Annotated in this window: 11 protein-coding genes and 2 tRNA genes; all 13 read left to right on the top strand. The window is 59.5% G+C overall.

The genetic code is table 11. The features are described 5' to 3' along the window. The first annotated feature begins 35 nt into the window (after positions 1-35). The 13 genes from ftsH to rpsO all read left to right on the top strand — a co-directional run bounded on the left by ftsH (position 36) and on the right by rpsO (position 12,236). Complete coding sequence (gene ftsH, locus BLU85_RS18375) at positions 36-1,949, top strand: ATP-dependent zinc metalloprotease FtsH (protein ID WP_092202121.1); 1,914 nt, start codon at positions 36-38, stop codon at positions 1,947-1,949. A gap of 8 nt (positions 1,950-1,957) precedes the next feature. Beyond that, complete coding sequence (gene folP / locus BLU85_RS18370) at positions 1,958-2,809, top strand: dihydropteroate synthase (RefSeq protein ID WP_092202124.1); 852 nt, start codon at positions 1,958-1,960, stop codon at positions 2,807-2,809. Positions 2,810-2,825: 16 nt separating this feature from the next. Next, positions 2,826-4,163, top strand: coding sequence for a phosphoglucosamine mutase (gene glmM, locus BLU85_RS18365; protein ID WP_092202126.1), 1,338 nt, complete (start codon positions 2,826-2,828; stop codon positions 4,161-4,163). Between the two features lie 66 nt (positions 4,164-4,229). Then, positions 4,230-4,985, top strand: a complete 756-nt coding sequence (tpiA, locus tag BLU85_RS18360; RefSeq protein ID WP_060739219.1) for a triose-phosphate isomerase — start codon at positions 4,230-4,232, stop codon at positions 4,983-4,985. Between the two features lie 4 nt (positions 4,986-4,989). Then, positions 4,990-5,373: a preprotein translocase subunit SecG gene (gene secG / locus BLU85_RS18355; protein ID WP_003197714.1), complete on the top strand. Its 384-nt coding sequence runs from the start codon at positions 4,990-4,992 to the stop codon at positions 5,371-5,373. A 21-nt stretch (positions 5,374-5,394) separates the two neighbouring features. Continuing rightward, positions 5,395-5,480, top strand: a tRNA-Leu gene (locus BLU85_RS18350). A gap of 97 nt (positions 5,481-5,577) precedes the next feature. Beyond that, a tRNA-Met gene (locus BLU85_RS18345) sits at positions 5,578-5,654 on the top strand. Between the two features lie 140 nt (positions 5,655-5,794). Further along, on the top strand, positions 5,795-6,253 hold the full coding sequence (gene rimP, locus BLU85_RS18340) for a ribosome maturation factor RimP (protein ID WP_053118762.1): 459 nt from the start codon (positions 5,795-5,797) through the stop codon (positions 6,251-6,253). Positions 6,254-6,312: 59 nt separating this feature from the next. Then, positions 6,313-7,794 (top strand): transcription termination factor NusA, encoded by a 1,482-nt coding sequence (nusA, locus tag BLU85_RS18335; protein WP_003177868.1) that lies wholly within the window; start codon positions 6,313-6,315, stop codon positions 7,792-7,794. Positions 7,795-7,821: 27 nt separating this feature from the next. Then, positions 7,822-10,341: a translation initiation factor IF-2 gene (gene infB, locus BLU85_RS18330; protein ID WP_060739218.1), complete on the top strand. Its 2,520-nt coding sequence runs from the start codon at positions 7,822-7,824 to the stop codon at positions 10,339-10,341. Positions 10,342-10,500: 159 nt separating this feature from the next. Next, positions 10,501-10,902 carry a 30S ribosome-binding factor RbfA gene (gene rbfA, locus BLU85_RS18325; RefSeq protein WP_060739217.1) on the top strand — a complete coding sequence of 134 codons (402 nt, stop codon included), beginning with the start codon at positions 10,501-10,503 and terminating at the stop codon, positions 10,900-10,902. A gap of 3 nt (positions 10,903-10,905) precedes the next feature. Continuing rightward, positions 10,906-11,823: a tRNA pseudouridine(55) synthase TruB gene (gene truB, locus BLU85_RS18320; RefSeq protein WP_060739216.1), complete on the top strand. Its 918-nt coding sequence runs from the start codon at positions 10,906-10,908 to the stop codon at positions 11,821-11,823. Between the two features lie 143 nt (positions 11,824-11,966). Next, positions 11,967-12,236, top strand: a complete 270-nt coding sequence (gene rpsO, locus BLU85_RS18315) for a 30S ribosomal protein S15 (RefSeq protein ID WP_011332409.1) — start codon at positions 11,967-11,969, stop codon at positions 12,234-12,236. Positions 12,237-12,400: the final 164 nt, after the last annotated feature.

Raw genomic sequence — 12,400 nt, 5'->3', positions numbered from 1 at the left:
CGGAGCTTGCTTCAGAGGGTAGTTAATTGAACGATATGGCAAAGAATCTGATCCTGTGGTTGATCATCGCCGCTGTCCTGGTGACCGTGATGAACAACTTCTCCAGTCCTAACGAGCCGCAGACCCTCAACTATTCCGACTTCATCCAGCAGGTCAAGGATGGCAAGGTCGAGCGCGTAGCCGTTGATGGCTATGTGATTACCGGCAAGCGCACCGATGGCGACAGCTTCAAGACCATTCGTCCGGCAATCCAGGACAATGGCCTGATTGGCGACCTGGTGGACAACCATGTCGTGGTCGAAGGCAAGCAGCCTGAGCAGCAAAGCATCTGGACCCAGCTCCTGGTGGCCAGCTTCCCGATCCTGGTGATCATCGCGGTGTTCATGTTCTTCATGCGCCAGATGCAGGGCGGCGGCGGTGGCAAGGGCGGGCCGATGAGCTTTGGCAAGAGCAAGGCCCGGCTACTTTCCGAAGACCAGGTGAAAACCACCCTGGCCGACGTCGCAGGCTGCGACGAAGCCAAGGAAGAAGTGGGCGAACTGGTCGAGTTCCTGCGCGATCCGGGCAAGTTCCAGCGCCTGGGCGGGCGTATCCCGCGCGGCGTGCTGATGGTAGGCCCGCCAGGTACCGGTAAAACCTTGCTGGCCAAGGCGATTGCCGGCGAAGCCAAGGTGCCGTTCTTCACCATTTCCGGTTCCGACTTCGTCGAAATGTTCGTCGGCGTGGGCGCCAGCCGTGTTCGCGACATGTTCGAGCAGGCCAAGAAGCACGCACCGTGCATCATCTTCATCGACGAAATCGACGCCGTTGGTCGCCATCGTGGCGCCGGCATGGGTGGCGGTCACGACGAGCGCGAACAGACTCTCAACCAGTTGCTGGTCGAGATGGACGGTTTCGAAATGAACGACGGCATCATCGTGATCGCCGCCACCAACCGTCCTGACGTGCTCGACCCTGCGCTGTTGCGTCCAGGTCGTTTCGACCGCCAGGTCGTGGTAGGGCTGCCGGACATTCGTGGGCGCGAGCAGATCCTCAAGGTCCATATGCGCAAGGTGCCGATGGGCGACGACGTCGCTCCGGCCGTCATCGCGCGTGGCACGCCGGGCTTTTCCGGTGCCGACCTGGCGAACCTGGTCAACGAAGCGTCGCTGTTCGCCGCTCGTACCGGCAAGCGCGTCGTGGAAATGAAGGAATTCGAGCTGGCCAAGGACAAGATCATGATGGGCGCGGAGCGCAAATCCATGGTCATGTCGGAGAAAGAAAAGCAGAACACTGCGTATCACGAGGCGGGTCACGCGATCGTTGGTCGTGTCGTGCCCGAGCATGATCCGGTCTACAAGGTCTCGATCATCCCGCGTGGTCGTGCCCTGGGCGTGACCATGTTCCTGCCGGAAGAGGATCGCTACAGCCTGTCCAAGCGTGCATTGATCAGTCAGATCTGTTCGTTGTACGGCGGTCGTATCGCTGAAGAGATGACGTTGGGCTTCGACGGTGTGACCACGGGTGCATCCAACGACATCATGCGCGCCAGTCAGATCGCTCGGAACATGGTCACCAAGTGGGGCCTGTCCGAGAAGCTGGGGCCGTTGATGTATGCCGAAGAAGAAGGGGAAGTGTTCCTCGGTCGTGGTGGCAGTGGCCAGCATGCAAGCTTCTCCGGCGAGACGGCCAAGCTGATCGATTCCGAGGTGCGCAGCATCATCGACCAGTGCTATGGCACTGCCCGGCAGATCCTCACGGACAACCGTGACAAGCTCGATGCCATGGCCGACGCCCTGATGAAGTACGAAACCATCGATGCCGAGCAGATCGACGACATCATGGCGGGTCGCGAGCCTCGCGAGCCTCGTGACTGGTCGGGCGGTGGTACCGGTACCTCCGGTACACCTCCGGCGGTACAGGGTGAGCGTCCGGAAACACCGATTGGCGGTCCTGCCGCTGATGTCTAAGGCTTGAAATGACTTCTGTTCAGTCCTCGACCCGGTTGCCTTGCGGCAACCGGGTTCTTGATTTGGCCCATGCACATGTCATGGGCATTCTCAATGTCACGCCTGATTCCTTTTCCGATGGTGGTCGATTCAGCCAGCTCGATGCTGCGCTGCGGCATGCCGAGGCCATGGTGGCCGCTGGCGCGACACTGATCGATGTGGGGGGGGAATCGACCCGGCCGGGTGCGCGCGCGGTTTCGCCCATCGAAGAGCTGGAACGGGTGGCGCCGATTGTGGAGCGCATCCATCGCGAACTCGATGTCATTATCTCGGTCGATACGTCCACGCCCGCGGTCATGCGCGAGACTGCGCGACTGGGAGCGGGCCTGATCAACGATGTTCGGTCCTTGCAGCGTGATGGTGCCCTGGATGCCGCGGCGGCCACCGGGTTGCCGGTTTGCCTGATGCATATGCTCGGCGAGCCGGGGACCATGCAGAACGACCCGCATTATGACGATGTGACCAGGGAGGTGGGTGAGTTTCTGGTGGCGCGTCTGGAACAATGTGCTGCCGTGGGCATTCCCGCCGAGCGGATCATCCTTGATCCCGGGTTCGGCTTTGCCAAGACCTTGGCGCACAACCTGAGCCTGTTCAAGCATATGGAAGCCTTGCACGCCCTGGGGCGGCCCCTGTTGGTCGGGGTCTCGCGAAAGAGCATGATAGGCAATGCCCTGGGGCGGCCGGTGGGAGAGCGCCTGTATGGTGGTCTCGCCCTTGCGGCCTTGGCCCTTGCCAAAGGTGCACGCATATTGCGCGTGCACGATGTAGCCGAAACGATGGATGTCGTGCGGATGATCGCAGCTGTGGATTCAGCCGAATAAGAATGACGGAGCACTTATGAGCAAGAAATACTTTGGCACCGACGGTATTCGTGGTCGGGTCGGCGAATACCCTATTACCCCTGATTTCATGCTCAAGCTCGGCTGGGCGGCAGGCATGGCATTCCGCAAGATGGGCGCCTGCAAGGTGCTGGTCGGCAAGGACACGCGAATTTCCGGCTACATGTTCGAATCGGCGCTCGAGGCCGGCCTGACGTCGGCGGGCGCCGATGTGATGCTGCTGGGCCCGATGCCGACGCCGGCCATCGCCTATCTGACTCGTACGTTCCAGGCCCAGGCGGGCATCGTGATCAGTGCCTCGCACAACCCCCATGATGACAACGGCATCAAGTTCTTCTCCGGCCAGGGTACCAAGCTGCCGGATGACATCGAGCTGATGATCGAAGAGCTGCTGGACGCGCCGATGACCGTGGTCGAGTCGAGCAAGATCGGCAAGGTGTCGCGGATCAACGATGCGTCGGGTCGCTACATCGAATTCTGCAAAGGCAGCGTGCCGACCGGTACCAGCTTTTCCGGCCTGAAAATTGTTGTCGATTGCGCTCACGGCGCCACCTATAAAGTCGCGCCGAGCGTCTTTCGCGAGTTGGGTGCCGATGTGGTGGTGCTTTCCGCCCAGCCTAACGGCCTGAACATCAACCACAACTGTGGTTCCACCCATACCGAGGCCTTGCAGGCTGCAGTGCTGGCCGAGCAGGCCGATCTCGGTATCGCCTTCGATGGCGACGGTGATCGGGTCCTGATGGTCGATCACACCGGTACGGTCGTCGACGGTGACGAATTGCTGTTCATCATCGCTCGTGACCTGCATGGGCGCGGCAAGCTGCAGGGCGGCGTGGTCGGCACCTTGATGAGCAACCTCGGGCTTGAACTGGCCCTGGCGGACCTGGATATCCCGTTCGTGCGGGCCAACGTCGGCGACCGCTACGTGATTTCGGAGTTGCTGGAGCGCAACTGGGTGATCGGGGGCGAGAACTCCGGCCATATCGTGTGCTTCGACCATACCACCACCGGTGATGCGATCATTGCGGCCCTGCAGGTGCTGATGGCGCTCAAGGCGCGCAACGAAGGGCTCGCACAGTCGCGCCAGGCATTGCGTAAATGCCCGCAAGTGTTGATCAACGTGCGTTTCGGTGGCGGTGTGAATCCTCTCGAACATGCGCAGGTCAAGCAGGCCAGCGAACGTGTGACAGCGGCGATGGCGGGGCGTGGGCGCGTGTTGTTGCGCAAGTCCGGCACAGAGCCTTTGGTGCGCGTCATGGTCGAAGGCGAGGACGAAGCGCAGGTTCGCGGTTATGCCGAAGAGCTGGCAAAACTGGTTACTGAAGTTTCTGCCTGAATTCGGCTTGCCAGTCATGAATCGGTTGGGTAACATCTGCGCCCACTTTGACCGACGAGGTACAGCATGCGTCGCCCTATGGTAGCTGGTAACTGGAAGATGCACGGTACCCGCGCCAGCGTCGCTGAGCTGATCAATGGCCTTCGTCATCTGGCCTTGCCAAGCGGTGTTGATGTCGCGGTATTCCCGCCTTGCTTGTATATCAATCAAGTGATTGATGGCTTGAAAGGCAAGTCGATTTCGGTCGGCGCGCAGAACTCTGCGGTGGAATCCATGCAAGGTGCGTTGACCGGTGAGATTGCACCGAGTCAGTTGGTGGATGCAGGTTGCTCCCTGGTCCTGGTTGGACATTCCGAGCGTCGCCAGATCATGGGCGAGCAGGACAAGACCTTGATCCGCAAGTTTGCTGCGGCCCAGGCCTGTGGTCTGATTCCGGTGTTGTGCGTAGGGGAAACCCTCGCGCAGCGTGAAGCCGGCAAGACCCTTGAGGTTGTCGGGCGTCAGCTCGGCAGCATCATCGAAGACCTGGGTGTCGGTGCTTTTGCAAAGGCAGTCATTGCCTACGAGCCGGTCTGGGCCATTGGTACCGGGCTGACGGCTTCGCCGCAACAGGCGCAGGATGTGCACGCAGCCATCCGCGCGCAGTTGGCGGAAGAGAATTCTGAAGTGGCACGAGGTGTGCGGCTTCTATACGGCGGCAGCGTGAAGGCGGCCAATGCGGCCGAACTGTTCGGCATGCCGGATATCGATGGGGGGCTCATTGGTGGAGCGTCCCTGAATGCAGATGAGTTCGGTGCGATCTGTCGCGCCGCGGGAAACTGAAAAAATGCTGGAAACAGTCGTAGTCGTTTTTCATCTGCTGGGTGCACTGGGCGTAGTTGCTCTCGTATTGCTGCAGCAGGGTAAAGGTGCGGATGCTGGTGCGTCTTTCGGTGCAGGTGCTTCAAATACTGTGTTCGGAAGCCAAGGTTCCTCTACCTTTCTTAGTAAGTTTACTGCTATACTTGCCGCCGGTTTCTTCATGACCAGCTTAGGGTTAGGTTACTTTGCTAAAGAGAAAGCTCACGAGCTGACTCAAGTAGGTTTGCCAAACCCGGCGGTACTGGAAGCGCCCAAGCAACAACCGGCTTCTGATGATGTCCCGGTGCTTCAAGAGCAAAAGTCGGCCAACCCGGCGACTGACGTGCCTCCAGCTCAAGAGCAGAAGTAAGAAGGTTTCAAACGCTGTATTGCCGAGGTGGTGGAATTGGTAGACACGCAACCTTGAGGTGGTTGTGCCCATAGGGTGTAGGGGTTCGAGTCCCCTTCTCGGTACCAATTATCAGGAGAGCCCGCGATTGCGGGCTTTCTTGTAGGTGGAAGGGTTACATTGACCCTGTAAAGGATCGGTCGTATACTTCCGCCCCAGCTTTGTCGCGGGATGGAGCAGTCTGGTAGCTCGTCGGGCTCATAACCCGAAGGTCGTCGGTTCAAATCCGGCTCCCGCAACCAGTTTCAGGGGCCCCTTCCAAGGGGCTTTTTGTTAGCTGGACACTTTATAACGCCGCTATTCGACGGCGTTTCAGGGATGGGCGATTCGCCCATTTTTTTTTATTTGCACAGCATGCACAAACATGCACGAGGGGGTTCAGGTGTCGAGCAAGCTAGAACAGTTGCAGGCCTTGTTGGCCCCGGTGGTCGTGGCCCTTGGCTATGAATGCTGGGGTATTGAGTTTTCGGCTCAAGGTCGCCACTCACTGTTGCGCGTTTATATCGATAAGGAAGGCGGCGTGTTGGTGGACGATTGCGCCATCGTCAGCCGTCAGATCAGCGGTGTACTGGATGTCGAAGATCCAATCACCTCCGAATACACCCTTGAAGTTTCCTCGCCTGGCATGGAGCGCCCCCTGTTCACACTTGAACAGTTCGCTTTGTTTGCCGGTGAACAAGTGAAGATCAAGCTGCGCTCGCCTTTCGAAGGTCGACGCAACTTCCAAGGCCTTCTGCGCGGTGTAGAAGAGCAGGACGTCGTGGTGCAGGTAGATGACCATGAGTTCCTGTTGCCGATCGATATGATCGACAAGGCCAACATTATTCCCAGTTTTGACTGATACGTGCCAGATACTGCGGATCCCGCGGATCCAATGGCTTGCGAAAGGCGAGGCGTACGATGAGCAAAGAAGTACTGCTGGTTGTTGAGTCGGTATCCAATGAAAAGGGCGTACCGGCTAACGTTATTTTTGAAGCGCTGGAGCTGGCTCTGGCCACTGCTACCAAGAAGCGGTTCGAAGACGAAGTTGATTTGCGTGTGGAGATCAATCGCCACACGGGTGCCTACGAGACTTTCCGTCGCTGGACGGTCGTCGAGGAAGCCGACCTGGACGATCCGGCTATCGAAACCTGGCCAAGCAAGGTTGCAGAAACGCATCCGGGCGCCAAGGTCGGTGATGTCGTCGAAGAAAAAATCGAATCCATTGAGTTCGGCCGCATCGCTGCACAGACTGCCAAGCAGGTCATCGTGCAGAAAGTTCGCGAAGCCGAGCGTGCGCAAGTAGTCGACGCTTATCGCGAGCGCCTGGGGGAAATCATCTCCGGCACCGTGAAAAAGGTCACCCGCGACAACGTGATCGTCGACCTGGGCAACAACGCCGAAGCGTTGCTGGCTCGCGAAGACATCATCTCCCGCGAAACTTTCCGGGTTGGCGTGCGTTTGCGTGCGCTGCTCAAGGAAATCCGCACCGAGAACCGGGGGCCGCAGCTGATCCTGTCGCGTACAGCGCCGGAAATGCTGATCGAGTTGTTCCGCATCGAAGTGCCGGAAATTGCTGAAGGCCTGATCGAAGTCATGGCCGCCTCCCGTGATCCGGGTTCGCGTGCCAAGATCGCGGTCCGCTCCAAGGACAAGCGCATCGACCCGCAAGGTGCCTGCATCGGCATGCGTGGTTCGCGTGTCCAGGCCGTATCCGGCGAGTTGGGCGGCGAGCGCGTGGACATCGTCCTGTGGGACGACAACCCGGCTCAGTTCGTGATCAATGCCATGTCGCCTGCTGAAGTGGCGGCAATTATTGTCGACGAAGATGCCCACGCCATGGACATCGCCGTTGGCGCAGACAATCTGGCTCAGGCCATCGGTCGCGGTGGTCAGAACGTGCGTCTGGCCAGCCAATTGACTGGCTGGACCCTGAACGTGATGACCGAATCGGACATCCAGGCTAAACAGCAAGCTGAAACCGGCGATATCCTGCGCAACTTCATCGAGGAGCTTGAAGTCGATGAAGAACTGGCACAGGTGCTGGTGGATGAAGGCTTTACCAGCCTGGAAGAGATTGCCTACGTACCGGTGGAGGAAATGCTCAACATCGACGGCTTTGACGAGGAAATCGTCAACGAGCTTCGCGCTCGGGCCAAGGATCGTTTGTTGACCAAAGCCATCGCTACTGAGGAAAAGCTGGCAGACGCCCATCCGGCCGAAGACCTGCTCTCGCTTGAGGGCATGGACAAGGATTTGGCGATGGAACTGGCGGTGCGCGGCGTAATTACCCGCGAAGACCTGGCCGAGCAGTCTATTGACGATCTGCTCGACATCGACGGCATTGACGATGATCGTGCCGGCAAGTTGATCATGGCCGCCCGAGCCCACTGGTTCGAGTAATTAGGCGCGGCCTGAGGAGAGAAGTGCATGACGCAAGTCACGGTGAAACAACTGGCCGATGAGGTCAAAACACCGGTAGAGCGCCTGTTGCAGCAGATGCGTGAGGCAGGTCTGCCGCACACCGCCGCCGAGGAACATGTGACCGACAGTGAGAAGCAGTCCCTGCTGACTCACCTGAAGAGCAGTCACAAGGCTAAAGTGGAAGAACCGCGCAAGATCACTCTGCAGCGTAAAACCACCAGCACCCTGCGTGTTGCCGGTAGCAAAAGCATCAGCGTTGAAGTACGCAAGAAGAAAGTCTTCGTACAACGCAGCCCGGAAGAAATCGAAGCCGAGCGCAAACGCGAACAGGAAGAACGTCGCGCAGTAGAAAATGCTGCTCGTCAGAAGGCTGAAGAAGAAGCCAAGCGTCGCGCCGAAGAAGAAGCGCGCCGCCAGCCTGCTGCTGCGCAAACCGCTCCGGTAGAAGCCGTCGAGGCTGTTGCCCCGGTCGCCGAACCTGTGCGCGAAGCGGCGCCAGTCGTGGCACCGGCTCCGGCTCCGGCCGATACCCGCAAGCGCGATGAACAGCGTCGTCCAGACAAGCCACGTGCCGACGACAACCGTCGTGGCAGTGGCGATGGCGAGCGCAAGAACGCGCCTCATCGTGCATCGGTCAAGGAAAAGGCACCAGCACCTCGTGTTGCGCCACGTACCACCGACGAGGAAAGCGATGGCTTCCGTCGCGGCGGTCGCGGCAAGGCCAAGCTGAAGAAACGCAACGCCCACGGTTTCCAGAGTCCTACCGGCCCTGTCGTGCGTGAAGTGAAGATCGGCGAGACCATCACTGTGGGCGATCTGGCCCAGCAGATGTCGGTCAAGGCTGCTGAAATCATCAAGTTCATGTTCAAGCTGGGTACGCCAGCCACCATCAACCAGGTACTGGACCAGGAAACTGCCCAGCTGGTTGCTGAAGAGCTGGGCCACAAAGTGACCCTGGTCAGCGACACCGCCCTGGAAGATTCCCTGGCCGAGTCCCTGAAGTTTGAAGGTGAGGCGGTTTCCCGTGCTCCGGTCGTGACCGTAATGGGCCACGTTGACCACGGTAAAACCTCCCTGCTCGACTATATCCGTCGTGCGAAGGTAGCAGCAGGTGAGGCTGGCGGTATTACCCAGCACATCGGCGCCTACCACGTTGAAACCGACCGCGGCATGGTGACGTTCCTCGACACCCCGGGTCACGCCGCGTTTACCGCGATGCGTGCCCGTGGTGCCAAGGCGACCGACATCGTGATCCTGGTGGTTGCAGCGGACGACGGCGTCATGCCGCAAACCATCGAAGCCGTTCAGCATGCCCAGGCAGCTGGTGTGCCGCTGGTGGTTGCAGTGAACAAGATCGACAAGCCGGGCGCCGATCTCGATCGCATCCGCAGCGAACTGTCGGTCCACGGCGTGACCTCCGAAGAGTGGGGTGGCGACACTCCATTCGTGCCGGTCTCGGCGAAGATGGGTACCGGCGTTGACGAACTGCTCGAAGCCGTTCTGTTGCAGGCCGAGGTTCTGGAACTGACCGCTACGCCTTCGGCTCCTGGCCGTGGTGTGGTCGTTGAGTCCCGTCTCGACAAGGGCCGTGGTCCGGTTGCGACTGTCCTGGTTCAGGACGGTACCCTGCGCCAAGGCGACATGGTGCTGGTCGGCTCGAACTATGGCCGCGTGCGCGCCATGCTCGACGAGAACGGCAAGTCCATCAAGGAAGCCGGTCCGGCTATCCCGGTCGAGATCCTCGGCCTGGACGGCACCCCGGACGCTGGCGACGAGATGAGCGTTGTGGCTGACGAGAAGAAAGCTCGTGAAGTGGCTCTGTTCCGTCAAGGCAAGTTCCGCGAAGTCAAACTGGCTCGTGCTCACGCCGGCAAGCTGGAAAACATCTTCGAGAACATGGGTCAGGAAGAGAAGAAGACGCTCAACATCGTCCTCAAATCCGACGTCCGTGGTTCGCTCGAAGCGTTGAACGGCGCCTTGAATGGCCTGGGTAACGACGAAGTGCAAGTGCGTGTGGTCGGTGGCGGTGTCGGTGGTATCACCGAATCCGATGCCAACCTGGCACTGGCTTCCAACGCTGTACTGTTCGGCTTCAACGTGCGTGCCGATGCCGGCGCTCGCAAGATCGTCGAGCAGGAAGGCCTGGATATGCGTTACTACAACGTGATCTACGACATCATCGAAGACGTCAAGAAAGCGTTGACCGGTATGCTGGGCAGCGACGTGCGGGAGAACATCCTGGGCGTGGCCGAAGTTCGCGACGTGTTCCGCTCGCCGAAGTTCGGTGCCATCGCCGGTTGCATGGTGATCGAGGGTGTCGTTCACCGTAACCGTCCGATCCGTGTACTGCGTGAAGACATCGTCATCTTCGAAGGCGAGCTGGAATCCCTGCGCCGCTTCAAGGATGACGCTTCCGAAGTACGTGCCGGCATGGAGTGCGGTATTGGCGTCAAGAGCTATAACGACGTCAAGGTCGGCGACAAGATCGAAGTCTTCGAGAAGGTCCAGGTTGCTCGCAGCCTCTGACTCGCGCACTTCAAGAGCCGCACCGGGCAGCCGCATGAACATGCGCTGCCTGGCTGGCGGACTCTAAACGCAACGCCCGGTCTGGCTTTTGCCAGGCCGGGCGTTTGCCGCTTTCAGACCTCGCGGGTTTCACCGTGGGGCAGTAACAGGTAACAAGACATGGCAAAAGAATACAGCCGTACCCAACGAATCGGCGATCAGATGCAGCGCGAGCTGGCCCAGCTGATCCGTCGCGAAGTCAAAGACCCGCGCGTCGGCCTGGTCACCATCACCGCAGTGGAAGTCAGCCGTGACGTCGGTCACGCCAAGATCTTCATCACCGTGATGGGGCAGGACAGCGCCGAAGAAATCGCCCAGAGCATCAAGGTGCTCAACTCGGCCGCCGGCTTCCTGCGTATGCAGCTGGCCCGGGAGATGAAGCTGCGCAGCGTCCCACAGTTGCACTTCCACTACGACGAAAGCGTCGCACGGGGTGCGCATCTGTCGGCACTGATCGAGCGCGCCGTGGCGCAGGACAGCCAGCACCCGGTTGCGGCTGACCCCGAAGACACCAAGGAGTAATCGGTGGCTCAGGTCAAACGTATCCGTCGTAACGTCAGCGGTATCATCCTGCTCGACAAGCCGCTGGGGTTCACCTCCAACGCGGCGTTGCAGAAGGTTCGCTGGCTGCTCAATGCTGAAAAGGCCGGGCACACCGGTAGCCTCGATCCGCTGGCCACCGGCGTGCTGCCGCTGTGCTTTGGCGAGGCGACCAAGTTTTCCCAGTACCTGCTCGATTCCGACAAGGGTTACGAAACCCTGGCGCAACTGGGCAAGACCACCACCACGGCGGATGCCGAAGGCGAGGTTTTGCTGGAGCGCCCGGTGACCGTTGGTCAGGCGGATATTGAAGCGGTCTTGCCAGGTTTTCGCGGGCAAATCAGCCAGATACCGCCGATGTACTCCGCTTTGAAGCGTGATGGGCAGCCGTTGTATAAACTGGCCCGTGCAGGCGAAGTAGTGGAGCGCGAACCGCGTTCTGTTACTATTGCGCGCTTGGAATTGCTGGCCTTTGACGGTAATACTGCGCGGCTGGCCGTGGATTGCAGCAAAGGCACCTATATCCGGACCCTGGTGGAGGATATCGGTGAGCAGCTCGGCTGTGGCGCGTACGTGGCAGAATTGCGACGGACCCAGGCCGGGCCTTTCACGTTGGCCCAGACGGTCACGCTGGAAGAGCTCGAAGCGGTGCATGCCGAAGGCGGCAACGAAGCGGTCGACCGTTTCCTGATGCCATCGGACAGCGGGTTGCTGGATTGGCCGCTCTTGCAGTTCTCGGAACACAGTGCGTTCTACTGGCTCAACGGCCAGCCGGTACGTGCCCCGGATGCGCCGAAGTTCGGCATGGTCCGGGTACAGGATCACAACGGTCGTTTCATCGGTATCGGTGAAGTGAGCGAAGACGGGCGCATTGCGCCGCGTCGACTGATTCGGTCGGAATGACCGGAACCAGCCTGCGTAACAGCAGGTTGGCGAGTGTGGCTGTTAACAGGCACGGTCACTACTCATTTATAGATACAGGGATTTGTCCCTGGCCTGTTGAAGCTGTTTCCTCGGAACAGTTTCCTGACTGGAAGGATTGCCTCATGGCTCTCGACGTTCAAGAAAAAGCTCAAATCGTAGCTGACTACCAGCAAGCTGTTGGTGACACTGGTTCGCCAGAAGTGCAAGTTGCACTGCTGACCGCCAACATCAACAAACTGCAAGGTCACTTCAAGGCCAACGGTAAGGATCACCACTCCCGTCGTGGTCTGATCCGCATGGTAAACCAGCGTCGTAAGCTGCTGGACTACCTGAAAGGCAAGGACGTGAGCCGTTACAGCGCTCTGATCGCTCGCCTGGGTCTGCGTCGCTAACAAGCGATTGCGCTAGAGGTTGGTGGTCTGTCGTGCGTCAGTGGGTATCCCGCTGGCGCATGGCAGGCTCCCAGCCTCAAGTTTTATCTGGATACACGTTTTACCCTGGACAGGCGTCGGGCCGATTCCCGTCATTGCCCAAGAATTTCGCAAGAAGACAAGTT

The organism is Pseudomonas sp. NFACC14 (assembly GCF_900106885.1).
Classification (GTDB): domain Bacteria; phylum Pseudomonadota; class Gammaproteobacteria; order Pseudomonadales; family Pseudomonadaceae; genus Aquipseudomonas; species Aquipseudomonas fluorescens_AA.
The sequence above is the reverse complement of the archived record's forward strand: the minus strand, read 5'-3'. Positions and strand labels throughout refer to the sequence as shown.

Bases quoted from the DNA above. Each gene is read 5' to 3' on its own strand.
- rpsO (WP_011332409.1), top strand. From the start codon at position 11,967: ATGGCTCTCGACGTTCAAGAAAAAGCTCAAATCGTAGCTGACTACCAG.
- glmM (WP_092202126.1), top strand. From the start codon at position 2,826: ATGAGCAAGAAATACTTTGGCACCGACGGTATTCGTGGTCGGGTCGGC.
- folP (WP_092202124.1), top strand. From the start codon at position 1,958: ATGACTTCTGTTCAGTCCTCGACCCGGTTGCCTTGCGGCAACCGGGTT.
- infB (WP_060739218.1), top strand. From the start codon at position 7,822: ATGACGCAAGTCACGGTGAAACAACTGGCCGATGAGGTCAAAACACCG.
- tpiA (WP_060739219.1), top strand. From the start codon at position 4,230: ATGCGTCGCCCTATGGTAGCTGGTAACTGGAAGATGCACGGTACCCGC.
- ftsH (WP_092202121.1), top strand. From the start codon at position 36: ATGGCAAAGAATCTGATCCTGTGGTTGATCATCGCCGCTGTCCTGGTG.
- nusA (WP_003177868.1), top strand. From the start codon at position 6,313: ATGAGCAAAGAAGTACTGCTGGTTGTTGAGTCGGTATCCAATGAAAAG.
- secG (WP_003197714.1), top strand. From the start codon at position 4,990: ATGCTGGAAACAGTCGTAGTCGTTTTTCATCTGCTGGGTGCACTGGGC.
- rbfA (WP_060739217.1), top strand. From the start codon at position 10,501: ATGGCAAAAGAATACAGCCGTACCCAACGAATCGGCGATCAGATGCAG.